We start from the raw sequence: 19,301 nt of genomic DNA on the forward strand, positions 1-19,301 counted from the left end.
CTAGCCTAAGAGGCCCTCGGCCAGGGTTCCGAACAATTGGTTGCGGATACAGACATGGCCGGGTGTTGGCCTGCGTTAATACGCGTCGCCCGTCTCTATGACGAACTGCTCAACTGCGGCGGCAAGGGCCTGGTTCGCGCTGCACCGCCAGCACGGTGAGCTCGTCTCCGCGCTTCCAAAGACCTTGCCGCCACGGCTCTTGCGCCCGCCTACTGGTCAATCCATACGGCGTCCGGGCGATCAGAGTGCAGGCGGAGTGAGCCGCGGACACAAGCGAACATCACCCTTGGCCAATACCCCTACGGGGTATAGGTTCATTGGTGTTCGGATTGATCCGAGCCATCGGATGTCTCAACGAACTACACCCGTCAACGGAAGGAGCCGTCATGGCTACCAGCACCAAGGAGTACACCGTCCAGGGCATGACCTGCGGACACTGTGAGTCGTCGGTCAAGGAGGAAGTCGGCGAAATCGCGGGCGTCTCCATGGTGGAGGCCTCGAGCAAGACCGGAACGGTGTCGGTCTCCGGCGAGGGCTTCACCGACGAGCAGGTCGTCGCCGCCGTCAAGGAAGCCGGCTACACCGTCACCTCTTGACGCGAAGCGATCTCGCCAGCCCCAGCAGCTGGCGAGATCCCTGGCCCCGAGCACACCACCCGTTCACCGTGAAGGATTGATCCTCGATGACCCAGACTCAACCCTCCCAGATGCACCCCGCGGTGGATCTGATCGACATAGATCTGGGCGTCACGGGCATGACCTGCACTTCGTGCTCGGGGCGGGTCGAGCGCAAGCTCAACAAGCTCGACGGGGTGGACGCCACGGTCAACTTCGCCACCGAGTCCGCGTCCATCTCCTTCGACCCGAGCAAGGTCGACACGGACGCGCTCATCGAGACCGTGCGCGGTGCGGGATACGACGCGTTCACGATGAAGAATGACGACGACCAGGCTGTGGACGCAACTTCCGCAGGTGGCGGCGCCGGTCCCCGAGACCAGATCGAGGAGGCCAGGGAACGCGAGACCGCAGACCTCAAACACCGTCTGATTGTCTCGGCTGCACTCACGGTCCCGGTGGTCTTGCTGAGCATGATCCCGGCACTGCAGTTCACCAATTGGCAGTGGGCCGTGCTGACCATGGTCACCCCCATCTTCTTCTGGGGAGGCGCACCCTTCCACAAGGCCACCCTCGCCAACCTGCGGCACGGCTCGTTCACCATGGACACCCTGGTCTCCATGGGCACGGCGGCCGCCTACCTCTGGTCACTGTGGGCACTGTTCCTCGGCAACGCCGGCATGCCCGGCATGACCATGGAAGTGCATCTGCTGCCCACAAACTCCACGATGGACGAGATCTATCTGGAGACCGCCGCCGTGGTGATCTCCTTCCTGCTGCTGGGCCGCTGGTTTGAAACCAAGGCCAAGGGGCAGTCCTCCGCCGCACTCAAGGCGCTCCTCGACATGGGAGCCAAGGACGCCGCCGTCCTCCGCGACGGCGTCGAGGTCCGCATCCCCGTGGGTCAGTTGAAGGTCGGCGACATCGTCGTGGTGCGCCCGGGCGAAAAGATCGCCACCGACGGTCGCGTCACCGAGGGTTCGTCCGCGATCGACGAGTCCATGCTCACCGGCGAATCCGTCCCGGTTGAGGTCACGTCCGGCTCCACGGTGACCGGCGCAACCATGAACACCTCGGGAAGACTGCTGATCGAGGTCACCCGCACCGGCGAGAACACCACACTGTCCCAGATGGCCAAGCTGGTCACCGAGGCGCAGTCCAAGAAGGCCCCGGTCCAACGACTGGTCGACCGCATCTCGCAGGTCTTCGTGCCCATCGTGATCGTCATCGCGATCATCACCCTGCTCGTGCACTTGTTTGTGGTGGGAGCGGGACTGGCCACCGCGTTCACCGCCGCCGTGGCCGTGCTCATCATCGCCTGCCCGTGCGCACTGGGCCTGGCCACTCCCACCGCACTCCTGGTCGGTACCGGCCGCGGCGCCCAGATGGGACTGCTCATCAAGGGGCCCGAGGTCCTAGAGTCCACCCGGCGCGTCGACACCATCGTCATGGACAAGACCGGCACCGTCACCTCCGGAGTGATGTCCGTCAGCCAGGTCACCACTGCCGCCGGATTCGACCGGACGGATCTGCTGGTCAAGGCCGCTGCGGTGGAGGCCGCGTCCGAGCACCCGATCGCCCAGGCCATCGCCCGCGAGGGTGCAAAGAGTCTGGCGGGCGAGGGCCCCGTGGCCGACAGGGAGGCCGGATCCGCCATTCTGCCGGAGGTCACCGGGTTCACCAATACTGCAGGCCGTGGCGTCACGGGCACCGTCGACGGTGCCGTGGTGACCATTGGTCGCCCTGAGGGCTCCCTGCCGGCGGACCTGCGGACCGCGTTCGACGATGCCCAGAAGCAGGGCGGCACCCCTGTGGTCGCCCAGATCGACGGCACCGTCGCGGGCGTGATCACCGTCCGCGACACCGTCAAGCCCACCTCCGCCGAGGCGGTAGCCGGACTCAAAGCTCTCGGATTGACCCCGTGGCTACTCACCGGCGACAACGCCGGAGCCGCACGTGTCGTGGCCAGCGAGGTCGGCATTGATCCGGCCAACGTGATCGCCGAGGTCATGCCCCACGACAAGGTCGCCCAGATCGAGAAACTGCAGGCCAAGGGCAAGAACGTCGCCATGGTCGGCGACGGCGTCAACGACGCGGCAGCTCTCGCCCGGGCCGAGCTCGGACTGGCGATGGGCGCCGGCACGGACGTGGCGATCGAAGCCTCCGACATCACTCTGATGAACGACGACCTGCGATCCGCCGTGGACGCGATCAGGCTGTCACGCCGGACCCTGGGCACCATCAAGGGCAACCTATTCTGGGCGTTCGCCTACAACGTCGCACTGATCCCCGTCGCTGCGATCGGACTGCTCAATCCCATGCTCGCAGGCGTCGCAATGGCGTTCTCGAGTGTGTTCGTGGTGACCAACTCCCTACGCCTGCGCGGGTTCACCTCAAGCCACGCGACCCCCAACCACGACCAGACCAGGAGCCAGCAATGACGGATACCCCGGACCTCGCCATCGACCCTGCAGCCGAGCACGATGCCGAAGCCGCTGGCTGCGAGACCCACAGTCACCACGGCTACATGAAGGAAAAGGACCGCTACAAGGCCCGGCTCAAGCGGATCGAGGGCCAGGTGCGGGGCATCCACCGCATGATCGATGAGGAGCAGTACTGCATCGACATCCTCACCCAGGTCAGCGCCATCAATTCCGCACTGCGCAACGTCGCCCTCGGCCTGCTCGACGACCACATGCGCCACTGCGTCGCCGACGCAGTGAACGAGTCCGACGAGGCCGCAGAGATCAAATTCAAGGAAGTGGCCGACGCCATCGCCCGCTTCTCCCGCTAAGCGGGGGCGGGTAGGTGCATGGGAGGCCCCGGCAAGGTCGCGAGCAGGATGCTTCGCGGATGTAGCCGAGCCCCGAAATTCGGTGAACACGCCTCACCAACATACCCCGTTGGGGTATAGTTTGCGGGTGGGAAAGCCAATGAACTCGCACGGCAGAAACCAGGAGAGAACATGACATCTGATCGAATTCAGGATCCGGTCGACGCCGCCGGTTAGCTCGACGAACTCGCGGGCCCTATCCCGGGCTGGCAACCCGGTTGTTCCAATCGTCCCAGGCCATCACCGCAGGTCGTCACCGAAAAAGCCTTCGGGTTCGAGCAATGTGGCTACGGAGTCGGGCCAAAGGCAGCTCACCCTGGCCCACGCCCTTGGGCGCCCGAAAGACCAGCAGCGGCGGAGGGTGCTTCCATCGTTCCGAGCGCCCTAGAAGGGAGCCGCCATCATCGTGGCGCCAGCCCGAACCACTCCCCTGACGAACATCTTGAGCAAACCTTCACACAATCTCCACCACAATCCGCTGGCTCACCCACGATCCTGACTGTCGGCCGGACCCCAGAACGCCAGGACGTGCGTCATCACCGACGGGAACGGCGATCCTGGGATGGGCGGTGTCACGAACGTGGTCGGCCGAGCACAGATGTCAGCACGATTCGATACCCTGCGGCGGTATCGGCTCGTGGCCCGGAGCAACTGCTACTTGGCCCCACGGGAAGAGATGTCCATGACCCCTAGAACACATCATGCGCTAGGGCTCACCGCTGTCAGGGAATCATGTTCTTGCTGTTTCACTCCCTCGAAACTCCTGCATATCGAAGCTGCCGGACGCATGCCGCTCGAAGATCACGCCAACCAGGTGGCAATGGACAAGACGGAAGGGACCAAATGAATCAGTCGCACGATCATCATGACCACGCCCACAGTCACGGATCCGGCGGAGCCGCGGCCGGGCACCTCAACGAGCGAGACACGGCGGTAGCTGAGCACCATCACCCGGACGGGCCCCAGGAGACGACGGGCCACGCCCATGCGGGGCAGCATCACGCTGGCCATGAAGACCATGGCGGTCATGCCGGGCACGGAGACCATGTCGGGCAGTTCCGACGTTTGTTCTGGATCATGCTCGTCTTGGCGGTGCCGGTGGTCGGCTTCAACGAGATGTTCGCCGACCTCATCGGTTACCAGCTGCCCGACGCCGGATGGGTGTGGTGGGTCTCCCCCATCCTGGGCACAGTGATCTACCTCTGGGGCGGCCGGCCGTTCCTGACCGGCGCTCTCTCCGAGGTCCGCGCTCGTCAACCCGGCATGATGCTGCTCATCGGCTTGGCGATCACCGTGGCGTTCATCGCCTCCTGGGGCGCAAGCCTGAGCTTGTTGGATCATGAGCTGAACTTCTGGTGGGAACTGGCGCTGCTGGTAGTCATCATGCTGCTGGGCCACTGGATCGAGATGCGCTCCCTGGCGCAAACCACCTCTGCACTCGACTCCCTGGCGGCACTGCTACCCGATGAGGCCGAGAAGGTCGACGGCGACGACGTGGTCACCGTCGCACCGGCCGATCTGGCGGTCGGCGACGTCGTGATTGTCCGCCCCGGTGCTTCTGTGCCCGCCGACGGCAAGATTATCGACGGCTCGGCCAGCATGGACGAATCCATGGTCACCGGCGAGTCCAAGGCGGTCCGCCGTGAGATCGGCGAGCAAGTGGTCGCCGGCACGGTGGCCACCGACTCCGGCTTGCGCGTCGAAGTCTCCGCAATCGGTGACGACACTGCCCTGGCCGGAATTCAGAAGCTGGTGGCCGACGCGCAGGCATCCTCCTCGCGTGCCCAGCGCATCGCCGACACCGCGGCCGGCTGGTTGTTCTGGTTCGCCCTCGCATCGGCGGCGATCACCGCTGTCATCTGGAGTGTTCTGGGGATGCCGGATGCGGCGGTGGTGCGCACGATCACCGTGCTGGTGATCGCCTGCCCGCACGCCCTGGGATTGGCGATCCCGCTGGTGGTCTCGATCGCCACCGAACGCGCCGCCCGCGGCGGCGTACTGATCAAGGACCGCCTCGCGCTCGAATCGATGCGCACCGTCGACGCCGTCCTGTTCGACAAGACCGGCACCCTGACCAAGGGCGAACCCACCGTCACCGGAATCGAACCGATCGAGGGACACACCCAAGACGAGGTACTCGCCCTCGCCGCGGCGGCCGAGAGCGACAGCGAGCACCCGCTCGCCAGAGCCGTGGTCGGGGCCGCAAGGGCCCGCGAACTGACCGTGGCGAAGGCGACCGACTTCTCCTCCTCGCCAGCTGTGGGCGTGAAGGCCACGGTGGAGGGCACCGTGGTCGAGGTCGGCGGCCCCTATCTCCTCGACCAGCACGATCGCGACGAACTCCCCGTCGCCGATCAGTGGCGTACCGAGGGCGCGATCATCCTGCACGTCCTCGCCGAGGGCCGGGTGATCGGCGCGCTGCGGTTGGCCGATGAGATCCGGCCCGAGTCCCGTGACGCCGTCGACGCGCTCCATGCTGCCGGTGCGCAGGTCGTCATGATCACCGGCGATGCTCAGGCCGTCGCTGACACCGTCGCCGCCGAGCTCGGCATCGACCGGGTCTTCGCCGGGGTCCGGCCAGAAGACAAGGCCGCCAAGGTCGCCCAACTCCAGCACGAAGGCAAGAAGGTCGCCATGGTCGGCGACGGGGTCAACGACGCGCCCGCACTGGCCCAAGCCGATGTGGGCATCGCCATCGGCGCCGGGACCGACGTGGCGATCGGCTCCGCCGGCGTCATCCTGGCCTCATCGGATCCCCGCTCTGTGCTCTCGGTCATCGAACTCTCCCGGGCGAGCTACCGCAAGATGAAGCAGAACCTGTGGTGGGCCGCCGGCTACAACCTTGCCGCCGTGCCTCTCGCCGCCGGCGTGTTGGCTCCGATCGGATTCGTGCTGCCCATGAGCGTCGGCGCCATCCTCATGTCGCTGTCAACAGTCGTTGTTGCCCTCAACGCCCAGCTGCTGCGGCGCCTCGACCTGAGCCCAGAATCCGTCACAAGAGCGATGGAGCGAGGATAACCACCATGACAACCACCGACACCTCTCGGCGACGAGTCGCATCCGCGTTCCTTGCTGCCGCCGCGTTGACTCTCGCCGGCTGCTCGACCGGACCGTCAGGCAACGCGTCGACAGAACCACCCGTCACCTCGTTGGAGTCCTACGATCTCGCCGGCCTCGAGGCACCCCAGATCATCAACACGCTCGACACCATGCCGGTGGCCGACAGGCCGAACGATCTGATCGCCTCGGTGCAGCCGACTGAGCTCGTCTTGACCAGTGGCGATGAGAGCCTCGAGACGATTCCTATTCCAGAGGACCAGTTCTATCTGTCAGTGGCTCCGTATTACACGAGCACCCACCCCTGCCGATTCCACAGCCTGACCACTTGCCTCGGCGAGATCGCCAACGAACAGGTGCACGTCACAGTCACCGATAACGCCTCCGGTGACACCCTCATCGACGAACCGCGCATCACCTACGACAACGGCTTTCTCGGGCTCTGGCTACCGCGAGGCATCACGGCCACGCTCACCATCGACCACGACGGCAGAACGGCCACCGCTCCGATCTCCACGGGCGACGATGACCTCACCTGCCTGACCACTATGCAACTCGCCTGACATCCCCACTCGCGCCGATATCGCCACCGACGCGGCCACCCACCGGCAGGAAGGTAGTGCGGTCAGCATGGACCACAGCACACAGTCCCAAGACAAGCTCACTCTCACCGGATCCGTCGCGCTGGGAACCGGGGTAATGATCGGAGCCGGCATCTTCGCCCTCGTGGGCCAGGTCGCGGAATTGGCCGGCGGCTGGGTGCCGTGGGCGTTCCTCGCCGGCGCGGTGGTAGTGGCGTTCAGTTCCTACTCCTACATCCGGTACTCGGCCATCAACCCGTCCTCGGGCGGGATCGCGATGCTGCTCAAAGCCGCCTACGGGCCCGGGGTGGCGGCCGGCACGTTCTCCCTGTTCATGTACGTGTCGATGATCCTCGCCGAGTCCCTGCTGGGGCGGACCTTCGGCACCTACGTGCTGCGGCCGTTCGGCATGCAGGACTCCTCCCTGTGGGTGCCGGTGCTGGCAGTGCTCGCCATCGCCGCCGCCGCGCTGGTCAACCTGGTGGGCAACCAGTGGGTCGAGCGGTCAGCCACCGCTACCGCGGCGCTCAAGATCGTGGGCATCGCTGTGCTGGCGATCGCCGGCATCCTGGCCGCGGGCGTGTCCTCGCTGGACCGACTGTTCACCGTCGCCGAACGCACCCCACCGGAGCACGGCTGGATGGGCTTTCTGGCCGGGGTGACCCTGTGCATCCTGGCCTACAAGGGCTTCACCACGATCACCAACCAGGGCGCGGACCTACGGGACCCGGAGCGCAACATCGGCCGCTCCATCATGATCTCCATCGCCCTGTGCACCGTCCTCTACCTGTTGATCACCGTCGCAGTAACCGCCAGCCTGACCGTTCCGCAGATCATCGGGGCCCGCGACTACGCCCTCGCCGAGGCTGCCAAGCCGATGTTCGGATCCTGGGGCGTCACGCTGACCGTGATCATCGCGGTGGTGGCGACGCTGTCAGGACTCATCGCGAGCTTGTTCTCTGTCTCCAAGCTCTACGACATGCTCCGCGACATGGGCCAGGTGCCGGGACTACCCGGGGCCGGCGGACACCAGTCGCTCTACATCACAGCCGGCCTGGCGATCCTCATGGCAGCCTTCTTCGACCTGTCACAGATCGCCTCCCTGGGGGCGATCTTGTACCTGGCAATGGACATCGCCATCCACTACGGGATCGTCCGACGCCTCAAGGACGACGTCAATGCCAAGGCGTGGATCCCGTGGGTCGCGATCGTCCTCGACGTCGCAGTGCTCGTACCCTTCCTCCTGCTCAAGGCGCAGTCCGACCCACTCACGCTGGGCATCACCGCGATCGTGGCCCTAGTCATCATCACAGCGCAGTGGATCACCGTGCGTCACCGCTCCGCACAATGATCCGCCCTTCTGCGAAAAGCCGATACAACGGGTATTGGACGCTTGTTATTACAAAGATTCTGCGAAGGTCGAACCGAGGGACTGTAGCCAGTTCTGCGCATCAGTAGCGTCGGCGTTAGCTGGGCGCCTCCAGCGACGACTCGGAGAAGAAGGGAGCACATCGATGTCTCACATCACTTCAATGATCGAAACCCACCCCAACGACGCTTCCGGCATAGACGTGCAGAAGCTTGCCGACTGCATCGCCGCGTGTCTCGAATGCGCACAGACTTGCACCTCGTGCGCTGACGCCTGCCTGGCCGAAGAGATGGTCGCAGACCTACGGAACTGCATTCGCCTCAACCTTGACTGCGCCGATCTCTGCGCAACCACTGGCAAAATCCTCAGCCGTCGCACCGGGCAGAACCTCGCCACGGTCAAGACCACGCTCGAGGCATGCCGGACAGCATGCGCAGAATGTGCCACCGAGTGTAAGAAGCACGAGGACATGCACGAGCATTGTCGAGTCTGCGCCGAAGCCTGCCGCAAATGCGAACAGGCCTGCACCGAACTCCTGTCCGCGATCAGCTAACGATCAATGCCCGGCCTGGTCGGTCGTACGACAATCGACCAGGCTGGGCCACCCGCCGATATCCATGCCTTATGTAAAGCGTAGCGATTACCGACATGACGTCCGCGGCACAGCAGAAAAACTATCGAGCGGCTTTTTTGTCAGCTCGAAATCCAGTCTTCGAGAGAGACCCAGTGAACAGGTCCTCATTCAAAAAATAAAGCACCTGTGGAATGTCGTCCACCTCGAAACGCAACTTTCCACCGACACCCATCAACCTGTCTGGATCTAGTTCATTTTCTTCCATTGCCAGACGCAGGTCACTGCTCGACACGCTCGATAGATGATCCCGTCTAACTATCGCTTCCAGACGTGCCTTAAGGCGCGAATCTCTCTTTACTCGAGTTTCGAGTAAGTCTTGACTGACGGACTCCATCGGAACCGACGCCGCAAGGATAGTAATCCATTCAGGAATCTTTTTTGCCAAAGTTTCCTGGTCGCGAAAAAAGGCAGAAAAGACAGTTTGACTAAAGATCCCCAACTTGCCGCGGAAAGAAACCAAATCGATCCATTCATCGAACGCAAATATTGGGTCCTCCACGCGCTGCAGAGTGTCTGACAGCGTGGAGTATATACGTCCCCTCTTAAGTCCCCGGCGAGGATTTGATCTGCGGATAAACACAGCCCTGTCGCCAGCCTCTCCAACTACAATTGCATAAAAGGAAAGGTCTCCTGCAGGGAGATGCTTGGGATTAATCTCCTCTAATCGCTCCGCCCATCCAAGAACTGACAGGAACTTTTCGCCAGAATGTTCGGCGGCGAGATTGGGGGCATCTCCCACCTGGTCGACGTCTAGCACTAAATAGGTCTCTGGAGATAGGTCAGCATCGGGCGTCCAGTCGGCAGGCTCTCTTTGTGCCAGTTGACTCGAGGCGTTCTGGACCACATCCCGGAAGGCAGCTGCTACCTCTTGACTTAAGAGTACCTGCCGCAATTTTAGACTTTTCCCAGATGTCCATCCGACCACCAGTGTCATCGCTGAGCTTACATCGATGTTCTGAACATCAATACCCACGTCACTCATTCATGCGCTCCGTTTCATTTACATCGACTTTGTATATGTGGCCAGATAGCGGGACCGCCGCGATACTCGCCCCGACCCGGGGGCGCGTTCGGGAAACAATCAAGGACTCATGCCCTCCTCCGTCCCGAATCGAGTATATGTGGTACCCCAGAGCGAGCAGTGCCGGATTGACGAGAGAGAGATCGGTGCGGTACAGCAAGATTGCAATCAAGACGATTAGCACCGAATACGCTGCAGCGTTTCCCCAATCATTGATATCTACAAATAAAAATGGCACAATGAAAGTTAGTAAATAAGTCGGTACTTGTTGAGTTTCGTCCCTCGATTCGCTTATTACGAACAACCTTGGGACTACCGAGCTCCGCGCTTTTAGTATAAAAAACACCGTAAGTATAGCGACTGTCGCTAACGCGAATAGTGCTATACCGATAAACCGATGACTTGCAACCAAGCGAAAGCCTACAACGAGTAGCGCCGGCGCTAGTGCAGAAATGAACAACCAGATCCGTGTCATCCCAATCCTGCTTGCTCACAAAGCATTTTTGTCTCCTGCCTCCGTGCGCGCCTAGCGGCGTGGGAGGGAGACAATCCCAGAACAGTGTGCTGCACCACACCGCCCTCACAAAGATGCGCACGTGCAAAGAGGCCAAGAAATCGATTTGGGTAGACAGCCGGCATGCGGAGGCCATCCGCTCGGAGTCTCGTGTTCATTGGGCGATAGTCGCATGCTGATCCGACACTGGGCAGGAAATCGAGTTGCGAAGCTGAGCACTGCCGCCCCGAACCGCTCTGAACCGCCCCAGGGGTGTCCCGCCACCTCCTTTGCGAGTCGAGGGGAGGGCACCCCTCTCATTTGCTTGGATCTGAGGGGCCCCGACAGGGCAGCGGCCTCGGACCCGCCCGCCAGTAACGGGACTTCCCATAATTTGCGTCAGACGCTGTCGCGTTTGACGATCGTCTAACGCGACTCTTCGTGAGCGAACCGTTGACTTCCGGCTCGCGCAGCACGAACCCTAAACCCGGCTCTTGTCGGTGTGGCACGTACAAGTAGCGCAGCAAATGTGGAGACATCACGGCCTTGTGTGGCACTCCTAATCCAGCGACGTGCTCCTCCGGGGGCTTCTCTGGATCCGAGATCGGGGCGAGCTGGTCGACCCCGACAATCGGCGCCGTATTCTTCGATCGCCCAAACACGAGGTCGCGGACAATCGCTGATGGCTCTTCCCCCGCTTTGAGGCGGTCCCGCGCTTCGGCGACCTGCTCGCCGGTCAGGCCGCGTCTGCGTCCCGTGCACCTGGCCTTGGAGGGGACACATCTGATCGCTCCAATGTGACTGCAGTGAAGACAAGGAAGACGCAGAAGGCCAAGAGAAGTCCGGTCACGATTGACCAAAGGATACTTCCTGCGGTGAACGCCCAAATAAAGAGAGCAAGGAACAATCCGGCTAGAAAAAGCGTGAACAATATATCTTCGGACTTGGAGGACTTCCTTGGTGGCCGGCCCGGGGTCCGAGTACTGCTGCTAACGGGGCTCGACGTCGCAGGCTTCGCCGGTGATGGCGACTTCGGCTTGTACGGCTTGGCTGCCCCCATGCGGTTGTACGTACCGCACGATTGGCAGTAAAGCTTTTGCGTTGCGACGAGAGGAGCAGCCAAGCCCGCTACGCCCACCGTCGCTACGCCAGCGGTGGCGCCGAGGATCTTCGCTCTCCTGGTGCGCTTTCGCGTAAAGCTCTTCCCGCCACAGTTTGAACACCGAAGATCGCCACTCCCATCCACCTGAATGTCTTCCACCGCGACCCCTTCGACGAATGAGTCTGAAGCCAGATATGCCTCAGGATGCACATAAGTATGACCTAACAACAATCTGCTGGCTCAGCATTGCCGTCCTCACTACTGGGTCGTGCAACTAAGCCGAGAGCAGCAGCTGAGTCCATCCCGGCTTCAGCGAACCCCTTTCTGCACTTCTCTCTGCAGCGCGCGATAGAGCGTCGATCGCCCGACCCCCAGATCACGTGCGATCGCCGATGGCCCCTCCCCCGCCTCGATGCGGGCTCGCGCCTTGTCGATCTGCTCGTCGGTCAGGACGCGTTTGCGTCCCTTGTACTTGCCCTTTGCTTTGGCGATGGCGATGCCCTCGGCCTGGCGTTCACGGATGATGGCTCGCTCGAACTCGGCGAACGCACCGAGCAGTGAGAGCATGAGGTCGGCTCGCGGGTCCTGGGCGCCGGCGGCGTAGGTGGCCCGCTCGTGGACGAACTCCACGCTCGCGCCCTTCGCGGTGATCTCGCCGACGATCTGCTTGAGGTCGACCAGGGAACGAGCGAGTCGGTCCATCGACGCAACAACCAGCTCGTCGCCGTCGCGCAGGTACCTGATGCACTCTTCTAGCTTCACCCGATCGGCACGAGAGCGAGCGGACTGCTTCTCGATATAGACCCGGTCGCACTCCCCCACCGCCTCGAGCTGACGCGCCTCGTTCTGATCCGCGGCCGACACCCGCACGTACGCCACTCGCTGTCCACGCGGACGCGAGGCCCGGCGAGCTGGCTTCGGCTTCGACTCCGGTTTCCCTTCGATGATGTTTTCCGAGTCCGTCGACTCCACCCGAAAGTTCCAGCCCAGCTCGTCCCGGCGACGAAAGCGGGTCCGCACGCTCCCGCGGCTGACGATGAGCACCTCCTCGCCACCATCACCAGAACGGTTGAGCAACGTCCCGATTCGATCAGCCATGAGGAGACCCTTTCGTCCGGAATCTGTATCAATAGATCCTAGACCCCACGGGAAGGTGTTTCATAAGTGCCGAACTAGACCCTGTGACACAGCGGCGACTGTGGACTTGATCGCTTTGTGGCGGTCTTCTGTGGTTACTTCTTGGCGGCGACGTACGACGTACCAATCGGGCGTTCTGGCCGAAAGGGTTAGAGCGAGTCGGCGACTCACGGGTGGGCGGCCGGGTTTGCGTCTGTTTTGTCAGAGTCCGAATGCTCCGCCGCTGATCAGAATGAAGGCGCCTAGGCCGATCAGGACAATCGGGAACAGGATGTGTTCCCAGCGCTCCAGGACTTCGGCGATCGGTCGGCGGGTGGCGACGAACCTTGCCAGGCCCACCAGTCCCGCCACCAGCACCAGGAACACGATGCAGTAGGCGACCACGGCTCCCGGGCCCACGTTGAGAAAGACGGGGACGTAAACGCCGATGTTGTCTCCACCGTTGGCGAAGGTTACGCCGGCCACGGTCCACACGGCGACGTTCTTGCCCTCGACCTTTGCATCGTCGTCATCATCGTCCCCGCGCCAGGCCTGCCACGCGGCCCACAGTCCCAAGCCCAGTGGGATCAGCCCGAAGTAAGGGATGGCCTGCGGGGGCAGGAAGACTCCCGCGCCCAGGGAGACGAGCACAGCCACGCCGAGGATGCCGGCGAACCCGAGATACTGGCCGGCCAGAATGCGTGCGGTGGTTCCGCGTTGGCCTGCTCCGCGGGCGAAAAACAGCGACAGGACGATGATGTCGTCGATATTGGTGGCAATGAACAGGCCGATCGCCTGCAGGGCCGAGGACAGGATCACGCCTGCACCTCCGTGGCGTGACAACCCGGCACTGAGCAGTCGGGCTCCAAGCAGGAGGCGTTTTCGTTGACCGCGAGGGTGATCTCGACCAAGGAAGATAGCGACCGGGCCAAGTGCGGGTCTGCGATCTCATACCGGGTCTGGCGACCTTCGGGCACTGCGACAACGATCCCGCAGTCGCGCAGGCATGCCAGATGGTTCGACACGTTCGACCGTGTCAGCTCCAGATCCCGGGCCAGCTCCGCCGGGTAGGCCGGCTGCTCCAGCAAGGTCAGCAGTATTCGGGACCGTGTCGGGTCGGCCATCGCCCGCCCTAACCGGTTCATCACATCGACACGAGAAGCAATAGTCAGCACTTGCTGAACTATACAGCGTCTGCTGAACTGTTGTGACAACGCCCTAAAAACCTAAAGGTTTTTAAGGCACATTCACGGCGCCAGGCGGGCCGCCGCGGGAGCCCTCGTCCACCCCGCTGGGGCCGCGGGTTTCAGGCGCAGCATGACGTCGGCATCTGGTTTCGGAAGAGGCCGGCCACGATGCGCAGGCTTTCGCTCATGGTCAGGTACGGCGCCCAGGTGTCGGCCAGATCGTCGACGGTCATGCCGCTTTTGATGGCGTAGGTGGCCGCCAGCATGATCTCCCCGGCCCCGTCCGCCAGAGCGTGCACGCCCAGAACCTTGCCGCTCACGGCGTCGGCGACGAGCTTCACCGCCCCGCGGGTGTCGTGCTGGACGAGCGCCCGGGGGACATCGGACAGGTCCAGGACGCGGCAGTCGCACGCGTGCCCTCGGGTGAGGGCCTCGTCCTCGGTCAACCCCGCCGAGGCCAGCTGGGGCCGGGTGAACACGACCGCAGGAAAGCCGGCGTAGTCGACCCGAGCTGCCGGCGGGTACCTGTCCTCGGTCAGGGCGTTGAGCGCGGCGGCCCGACCGCCGGCGGCGGCGGCGTAGACGTACTGGGGAGCCCCCGAGACGTCACCGGCGGCCCAGACGCGCGGGTTGGAGGTGCGCTGGGTCTGGTCGACCACGACGAAGCCGCGCTCGTCCACGTCCACACCGGCAGCGGCCAGGTTCAGGCCGTCGGTGCGGGGCAGGCGTCCGGTGGCCACCAGGACCTGCGCGCCGCGCACCTGTTCGCCCGAGTCCGTGGTCACCACCACCTCTCCTGCGGGGCCTGGTTCGCGGGCCACAGTGGTCGCGCGCTCTTCGACCACGGTGATGCCGTCGTCGGTGAAGACTTCCCGAAGTCTCTGGGCCAGCTCCGGCTCGGCGTGCGGCGCCAGACGCCCGACCACAGAGACCCGGGTGCCGAGGTGAGCGAACAGCTGGGCCTGCTCCATCCCGACGTACCCGCCACCGATAACGACCAGGGACTCAGGCAGCTCGGTCAGCTGCATCGCGGTGGTGGACGTCAGCCGGTCCACAGAGTCGAGACCGACCACCTCCGGGATGGCGGGGGTGGCACCGGTGGCGACCAGATAGGCCCGGGCCCGCAGCGCCTGGCCGTCGACGGCCAGGGTGTCCCCGTCCAGGAAGCTGGCCTGGCCTGGGCGGACCTGGAAGCCGTAGGCAGCGGCCACATCGGCGTACTTCGCATCACGCAGGCGCTCGATGAGTGCGTCCTTCTGGGCCACCAGATCGCCGAGGTTCACCGGTGCGGCTGACGTTGGGGCACCTTTGAAGGGATTGGTGAGCGCGGCGTGCCGGGCCCCGGCGGCCGCCAGGAGCGTCTTGGACGGCACGCAGCCGATGTTCACGCACGTCCCGCCCAGAACACCGCGCTCAACCAGCACGACGCTCTTACCGGCCTGGCTGGCCGCGATGGCGGCGGACATCGCCGCGCCTCCTGAGCCGATCACGGCCAGATCGACGTCGTAGTCCACACCCATTTGCCCACCTTCCTTCGCGTGACCCCTCTTCAGCGTCCATAGTGGACGTTCCAGCGCAGGGGAAGGTCAAGGCGAACATGGACGAGAGCCGAGAAAGGGGCCACTGTGCGCATCGGTGAGTTGGCCGTGGCCAGCGGCACCACAACCAAGACGCTGCGCTTCTACGAAGAAGCCGGCCTACTACCTGCGCCTGAGCGCACCGCCAACGGATACCGCGACTACACCCCTGCGGCCCTGGCGCGCCTGGACTTCGTTCGCCGCGGCCGCACCGCTGGGCTCACCCTGGCCCAGATTCGCGAGATCCTCGACATCCGCGACGCCGGAGTCGCACCCTGCCAGCACGTGCACGCCCTGCTCGAAGCCCACCTGGGCGACCTGGACCGCCAAATCGCCGACCTGCAAGCACTGCGACACACCGTCGCGCACCTTCACCACAGTGCCACCACCAGCGACCCCACCAAATGCGACACCACGACCGTCTGCCGCTATCTGTGACCAGACCGGTGCTCGCGTGTATCGCCATGAGCAGATGCCGCCACAGAGCGTCGACAGAACCCCGCCATATAACGGCGAAAGCCACAGCGGCGACGGTTGGCGGCATGCCGTCCCGCACGGGTGTACCCCAACGGGATCCTGCCGCGAGCAGGAGTCATCGACAGCAGCATGACGCTCGGACGCTCGGCACCCCAAGGAACGGCGGGGCTCCAGGTGTGACCGCGACGAACTGCCCGGCCCTTGTCTGGATAGTCGTTAAGATAAGGACTCGTTGTCCACTTTTCGTGTTCGCAGTGATGACATCGGACAGATCATCAACGACGGCTCCTGTCCGGTCTGCGTGCTATCCCACTATGGAGGTTGTTAGTGACTCGTCGACGTGGGTTCCTCGCAGAGATGCAGCGGCAGGCTCGCCTGGCCGAGCAGCGTCAGCGTGCAGCAGCCCGTCAGCAGGTGGCAGCCGTACGGCGTGCCGAGCAGGCGCAGCGGGCTGCGGAGCGTGCGCAGGTGGCTGCGGCGCGCTCCGCGCAAGCTGACCGTAAGCGATTGGAGCGCGAGGCCCGAGCAGCGCATGTCGAAGCCATGCAAGCTCGGGTGGAGTCACTAAATGCAGAGCTGGCTGAGCACTATGCAGAACTGGACGGGCTTCTGGAGGCAACCCTTGACGTAGACGACTATGTCGATCTCGAGGCTTTACGTGTGACCGCCCAACATCCACCGTTTCCCAGGTCAGATCTCCGCACCCCCGTCCCCGCGCCAGCGCCGATCCCGGAGCCTCCACTTCCCGTACGCCGTGAAGTTGCGCCACCGAAAGGCCCGTTCGGACGGAAGAAGAAGTTGGCCGCAGCCGAAGCCGAGGTTGATCGCCGCTACGCCGCCGATTACCAGGCATGGCAGGCCGCGATGGATTCGCTTCCTGCGCGCCAGGCAGCACAAGCTGCGGAGCATGCCGAGCTTGAGCGCGTCCGGCTCCAAGCGCTGGCAAAAGCGACCGCACAGTATGAGGCGGAGTCCGCGGAGAGGGAGCGTGCGGCGCGAGAACAGAACGACGAGTTAGACCAACTGATCGCCGGGCTCGGGTACGGCACGGTCGAGGCAGTACAGGAGTATGTCGGAATCGTGCTGGCCAACTCTGTCTACCCTGAGCATTTCCCTGTGGGTCATGAGTCCGAGTTCGAGCCGGCCACAGCAGAGCTCACGCTTCGGGTCACAATGCCTGGTCCAGAGACTGTGCCAACCATTAAGGCGTACAAGTACACGAAGTCCACCGACGAAATCGGTGAGACGCAGCTTTCGCAGAAGGCCGCCAAGGACCGCTACGCAGGCATCGTGCACGCTGTCGCACTGCGTAGCTTGCATGAAGTTTTCGAGGCTGACCGCCGCGGGCTGATTCGCAGCATCTCACTCGAGCTAGGCACCGAGACGATCAGTCCCGCCACAGGGCGTGAGACCTACGTTCCGGAGCGTGTCAAATCAATTGAGACGTGCAGTGGTCGGTTGAGCCTGGCTAGTTTCGGCTGATCGGGCTGCGGGGTCGTTGATGGTCACTTTCTCTGGTAGCCGGGGTGGGCGCGGGCGCCGGGTGAACCGTTCAGGGTGCTTGGCGTAGGCAGCGTCGAGCACGAGCTGCCGCTTGTCGCGGATGTGATCGGCGGTGCCGTCGTGGACGCTGGCCGGGGTGTGCAGTCCGATCCCGCTGTGCCGGTGTTCGTGGTTGTACCAGTGGGTGAACCGGTTCATCCAGGCACGGGCGTGGCCGATGCTGGCGAACCGCTCCGGGTAGTCCGGTGTGTACTTCATGGTCTTGAACTGAGACTCGCTGTAGGGGTTATCGTTGCTGGTGCGCGGCCGATTGTGCGACCGGATGACATCCAGGTCGACCAGCAGCGAGGCCAATGGCTTCGAGGTCATCGCCGCGCCCCCGTCGGCGTGGAGATACCCCGGTGCCCGCCCTTGCTCAGCGATGGCGTCAGCGACCAGGTCAGCCGCCAGTTCGCCGTCCTCGACGGTCTCGATCCGCCACCCGACGACGTAGCGGGAGAAGATGTCGATGACGACATAGGCGTGGTACCAGACGCCCTTGGCCGGACCCCGCATTTTCGTAATATCCCAGGACCAGACGTCATTTGCCGCGGTCGCCACCAGCTCGGGAATCTTGCGCGGCGGATGGGTAGCCTGCCTGCGGCGTTCGCCGTTCATCGCCTGGGCGGCCAAGATGCGGTGCATTGTGCGCTGCGAGCAGTGATACCGGCCCGCGTCGAGCTCTCGGGCCCACACCTGGGCCACCGACAGATCGGCGTAAGCGTCGCTGGTGAGCACGCCCAGCACCGCGGCGCGGTCCGGGTCGCTGAGCTCGGCAGGATGTCGGGCTTTGGGGTGCGGGCCGTAGGCGCGCGGCTTCGGATTCGCCTGGCGGTGGTGCGTTGCCCGCGACCGGCCAACCAGCGCACATGCGCGCACCACACCCAGCAGCGCGGTCAGCAGCTGCGCGGTCTCGGCCTGCCAGGTGCGCCAGGCCGCCCGGCTCACCGCGTGTTCTTTTTCGAGAGCGCCTCCAAGAACGCGACACCTTTTCCCATGACCTCCAAAGCGGCGTCACGATCAGCGATGACCTCGTCCTTTCGGGCCGCGTCCGTCTCGAGCTTGCCGATCTGCTTTTCCAGTTCGGCGATGCGCGCCTGTTCCGGCGACAGGCCCTCCCGAGGCTTCTTCTTGGACACCCTGCCCAGTGTTCCGGCTTCGATCTGGGCCCGCCACTGTTTGACGCTGGAATCGTAGAGTCCCTCACGCCGCAGCACCCGGCCTTTCTCACCGGCCGGGGCCTGGTCGTACTCGGCGACGATCCGCCGCTTGTACTCGGCGGTGAACGTCCGCCGCGCCGGCCGCCCGGCCCGCGGGGATTCCACCGTCTCCTGTGCCGGCACCGGCGTCGGCTGCAAGGCCTCCACGGCCGCAGCAGTGGTAGCAGTGATCGTCATGCTGGGTTCTCCTTCAGTCGCGCCCCAGCCTCTCATCCAGCCAGTCCGGGTGTCTCACCTCAGTCTGGCGGATAGGGTTCCCTTTGCCGCTGTAGCCGTTGACCGCGACTCGTTCAACGAGCTGGACCTCTCGGAGATTGTCCCGGCCGTAACACTCCAGCATCTCGGCGCGGTGGTCTCGAAAAACCCGCACGGTCTGGCCCCGATCAACCCATCTGGCATCAGGCGCCTCTAGCCAGCCATGAACCTAATTTTCAACCCACCACCGGGATGGCCTAAGCCTCAATTCACCGATGAAGTA

At 63.8% G+C, this 19,301-nt stretch carries 17 protein-coding genes; 9 read left to right on the plus strand and 8 right to left on the minus strand.

Annotated features, from left to right (window positions below):
- Nucleotides 1–386: 386 nt before the first annotated feature.
- The 7 genes from G6017_RS15685 (at nucleotide 387) to G6017_RS15720 (ending at nucleotide 9,007) form a co-directional block, all read left to right on the plus strand.
- Complete coding sequence (locus G6017_RS15685) at nucleotides 387–596, plus strand: heavy-metal-associated domain-containing protein (RefSeq protein WP_007625927.1); 210 nt, start codon at nucleotides 387–389, stop codon at nucleotides 594–596.
- 86 nt (nucleotides 597–682) lie between these two features.
- A complete protein-coding gene (locus G6017_RS15690; RefSeq protein ID WP_182611234.1) occupies nucleotides 683–3,055 on the plus strand; it encodes a heavy metal translocating P-type ATPase in 2,373 nt (790 codons plus the stop codon).
- Nucleotides 3,052–3,408: a metal-sensitive transcriptional regulator gene (locus G6017_RS15695; RefSeq protein WP_017838595.1), complete on the plus strand. Its 357-nt coding sequence runs from the start codon at nucleotides 3,052–3,054 to the stop codon at nucleotides 3,406–3,408. Before G6017_RS15690 ends, G6017_RS15695 begins: the two co-directional genes overlap by 4 nt.
- Before the next feature lie 882 nt (nucleotides 3,409–4,290).
- Nucleotides 4,291–6,465, plus strand: a complete 2,175-nt coding sequence (locus tag G6017_RS15705; RefSeq protein WP_206682243.1) for a heavy metal translocating P-type ATPase — start codon at nucleotides 4,291–4,293, stop codon at nucleotides 6,463–6,465.
- 5 nt (nucleotides 6,466–6,470) lie between these two features.
- On the plus strand, nucleotides 6,471–7,067 hold the full coding sequence (locus G6017_RS15710; RefSeq protein ID WP_182611235.1) for a CueP family metal-binding protein: 597 nt from the start codon (nucleotides 6,471–6,473) through the stop codon (nucleotides 7,065–7,067).
- A gap of 67 nt (nucleotides 7,068–7,134) precedes the next feature.
- Nucleotides 7,135–8,436, plus strand: coding sequence for an APC family permease (locus G6017_RS15715; protein WP_182611236.1), 1,302 nt, complete (start codon nucleotides 7,135–7,137; stop codon nucleotides 8,434–8,436).
- A 181-nt stretch (nucleotides 8,437–8,617) separates the two neighbouring features.
- The gene (locus G6017_RS15720; protein WP_228549190.1) at nucleotides 8,618–9,007 is read left to right on the plus strand and encodes a four-helix bundle copper-binding protein; all 390 of its coding nucleotides are present in this window, start codon (nucleotides 8,618–8,620) and stop codon (nucleotides 9,005–9,007) included.
- 121 nt (nucleotides 9,008–9,128) lie between these two features.
- Here the strand turns inward: G6017_RS15720 and G6017_RS15725 are convergent, their stop codons facing one another.
- The 6 genes from G6017_RS15725 to merA all read right to left on the minus strand — a co-directional run bounded on the left by G6017_RS15725 (nucleotide 9,129) and on the right by merA (nucleotide 15,527).
- Nucleotides 9,129–10,070 (minus strand): hypothetical protein, encoded by a 942-nt coding sequence (locus tag G6017_RS15725; RefSeq protein ID WP_182611237.1) that lies wholly within the window; start codon nucleotides 10,068–10,070, stop codon nucleotides 9,129–9,131.
- Entirely contained in the window at nucleotides 10,063–10,584 is a 522-nt protein-coding gene (locus G6017_RS17480; protein WP_504739519.1) for a KwaA family protein, read from the minus strand. Before G6017_RS17480 ends, G6017_RS15725 begins: the two co-directional genes overlap by 8 nt.
- A gap of 1,429 nt (nucleotides 10,585–12,013) precedes the next feature.
- Nucleotides 12,014–12,802, minus strand: coding sequence for a recombinase family protein (locus G6017_RS15730; protein ID WP_182618195.1), 789 nt, complete (start codon nucleotides 12,800–12,802; stop codon nucleotides 12,014–12,016).
- Nucleotides 12,803–13,042: 240 nt separating this feature from the next.
- A complete protein-coding gene (locus G6017_RS15735) occupies nucleotides 13,043–13,639 on the minus strand; it encodes a cadmium resistance transporter (protein WP_017838449.1) in 597 nt (198 codons plus the stop codon).
- Nucleotides 13,636–13,995 carry a Cd(II)/Pb(II)-sensing metalloregulatory transcriptional regulator CmtR gene (gene cmtR / locus G6017_RS15740; RefSeq protein WP_031265333.1) on the minus strand — a complete coding sequence of 120 codons (360 nt, stop codon included), beginning with the start codon at nucleotides 13,993–13,995 and terminating at the stop codon, nucleotides 13,636–13,638. The genes G6017_RS15735 and cmtR overlap by 4 nt, the downstream gene beginning before the upstream one ends.
- 131 nt (nucleotides 13,996–14,126) lie before the next feature.
- Nucleotides 14,127–15,527 carry a mercury(II) reductase gene (gene merA / locus G6017_RS15745; protein WP_017838447.1) on the minus strand — a complete coding sequence of 467 codons (1,401 nt, stop codon included), beginning with the start codon at nucleotides 15,525–15,527 and terminating at the stop codon, nucleotides 14,127–14,129.
- A gap of 105 nt (nucleotides 15,528–15,632) precedes the next feature.
- Between merA and G6017_RS15750 the strand changes: the two genes are divergently transcribed.
- On the plus strand, nucleotides 15,633–16,022 hold the full coding sequence (locus G6017_RS15750) for a heavy metal-responsive transcriptional regulator (protein ID WP_007928756.1): 390 nt from the start codon (nucleotides 15,633–15,635) through the stop codon (nucleotides 16,020–16,022).
- Between the two features lie 396 nt (nucleotides 16,023–16,418).
- Complete coding sequence (locus tag G6017_RS15755) at nucleotides 16,419–17,543, plus strand: hypothetical protein (protein WP_182618197.1); 1,125 nt, start codon at nucleotides 16,419–16,421, stop codon at nucleotides 17,541–17,543.
- On the opposite strand, the gene G6017_RS15760 is transcribed toward G6017_RS15755, so the two are convergent.
- On the minus strand, nucleotides 17,496–18,551 hold the full coding sequence (locus G6017_RS15760) for an IS3 family transposase (RefSeq protein WP_082924038.1): 1,056 nt from the start codon (nucleotides 18,549–18,551) through the stop codon (nucleotides 17,496–17,498). The genes G6017_RS15755 and G6017_RS15760 overlap by 48 nt on opposite strands.
- Nucleotides 18,548–19,000: a transposase gene (locus G6017_RS15765; RefSeq protein WP_182610426.1), complete on the minus strand. Its 453-nt coding sequence runs from the start codon at nucleotides 18,998–19,000 to the stop codon at nucleotides 18,548–18,550. Before G6017_RS15765 ends, G6017_RS15760 begins: the two co-directional genes overlap by 4 nt.
- Nucleotides 19,001–19,301: the final 301 nt, after the last annotated feature.

This window comes from Dietzia sp. B44 (assembly GCF_014145245.1).
GTDB classification, from domain to species: Bacteria; Actinomycetota; Actinomycetes; order Mycobacteriales; family Mycobacteriaceae; genus Dietzia; species Dietzia natronolimnaea.

Bases quoted from the DNA above. Each gene is read 5' to 3' on its own strand.
- G6017_RS15695 (WP_017838595.1), top strand. From the start codon at position 3,052: ATGACGGATACCCCGGACCTCGCCATCGACCCTGCAGCCGAGCACGAT.
- merA (WP_017838447.1), bottom strand. From the start codon at position 15,527: ATGGGTGTGGACTACGACGTCGATCTGGCCGTGATCGGCTCAGGAGGC.
- G6017_RS15755 (WP_182618197.1), top strand. From the start codon at position 16,419: ATGCAGCGGCAGGCTCGCCTGGCCGAGCAGCGTCAGCGTGCAGCAGCC.
- G6017_RS15765 (WP_182610426.1), bottom strand. From the start codon at position 19,000: ATGACGATCACTGCTACCACTGCTGCGGCCGTGGAGGCCTTGCAGCCG.
- G6017_RS17480 (WP_504739519.1), bottom strand. From the start codon at position 10,584: ATGACACGGATCTGGTTGTTCATTTCTGCACTAGCGCCGGCGCTACTC.
- G6017_RS15725 (WP_182611237.1), bottom strand. From the start codon at position 10,070: ATGAGTGACGTGGGTATTGATGTTCAGAACATCGATGTAAGCTCAGCG.
- G6017_RS15710 (WP_182611235.1), top strand. From the start codon at position 6,471: ATGACAACCACCGACACCTCTCGGCGACGAGTCGCATCCGCGTTCCTT.
- G6017_RS15685 (WP_007625927.1), top strand. From the start codon at position 387: ATGGCTACCAGCACCAAGGAGTACACCGTCCAGGGCATGACCTGCGGA.
- G6017_RS15690 (WP_182611234.1), top strand. From the start codon at position 683: ATGACCCAGACTCAACCCTCCCAGATGCACCCCGCGGTGGATCTGATC.
- G6017_RS15720 (WP_228549190.1), top strand. From the start codon at position 8,618: ATGATCGAAACCCACCCCAACGACGCTTCCGGCATAGACGTGCAGAAG.
- G6017_RS15715 (WP_182611236.1), top strand. From the start codon at position 7,135: ATGGACCACAGCACACAGTCCCAAGACAAGCTCACTCTCACCGGATCC.
- G6017_RS15705 (WP_206682243.1), top strand. From the start codon at position 4,291: ATGAATCAGTCGCACGATCATCATGACCACGCCCACAGTCACGGATCC.
- G6017_RS15730 (WP_182618195.1), bottom strand. From the start codon at position 12,802: ATGGCTGATCGAATCGGGACGTTGCTCAACCGTTCTGGTGATGGTGGC.